Annotated in this window: 1 pseudogene; it reads left to right on the plus strand. The window is 68.7% G+C overall.

What is annotated here, in order from left to right:
* Nucleotides 1-571 (plus strand): annotated as a pseudogene (locus tag EN914_RS37720) (PAS domain-containing sensor histidine kinase); the annotation flags it as partial.

Consider the following 571-nt stretch of genomic DNA (forward strand, 5'->3'; position numbering starts at 1 on the left):
ACGCTTCAGGGATGTCGCCGCCACATTCGGCCTCGACCCCTCGGGCGAGATATCGGGGCTCCTCGAACGGCGCGATACCTGGTCCGGACGCTCGGTGCTGTGGCCGGTCGTCGGCACCGATCTGAAGATACCCGTCGACCTGGCGGCGCTGCCTGTCTATGGCCGCAGCCGCGCCTTCGAGGGTTTCCGCGGCTTCGGCGTCGCCCGCGCCAGCGACGCGGTCGTCGATCCGGAGGCCATCGGCATGGCGCTGGTGCCCAATGGCCGGGCGCCGGCAACGCCGGAACCGCAAGTCATCCAACCCGCGCCCGAACAGCCGAAGGCTGAGGAGCCCAGGGCCGAGGACGCTCAGGCATCGGATCCGTTCAAGGGCGAGGTGCCGGCGCTGACCATCGTGCCGAAACAGGAGCGGCGCTTTGCCGACAAGGTGATCCGGCTCGCCGAACATCGGCAGCCAGCCAACGACAAGGGCCTCTCGACCCTGGAACGCAGCGCCTTCCGCGAAATCGGCGAGCGGCTGAAGAAGGAGAGTGCTCCGGTCGAGCCACCAGAGACTGAGACTGCTGAGGCG

This window comes from Mesorhizobium sp. M7A.F.Ca.CA.001.08.2.1 (assembly GCF_003998455.1).
Taxonomy (GTDB): Bacteria; Pseudomonadota; Alphaproteobacteria; order Rhizobiales; family Rhizobiaceae; genus Mesorhizobium; species Mesorhizobium ciceri.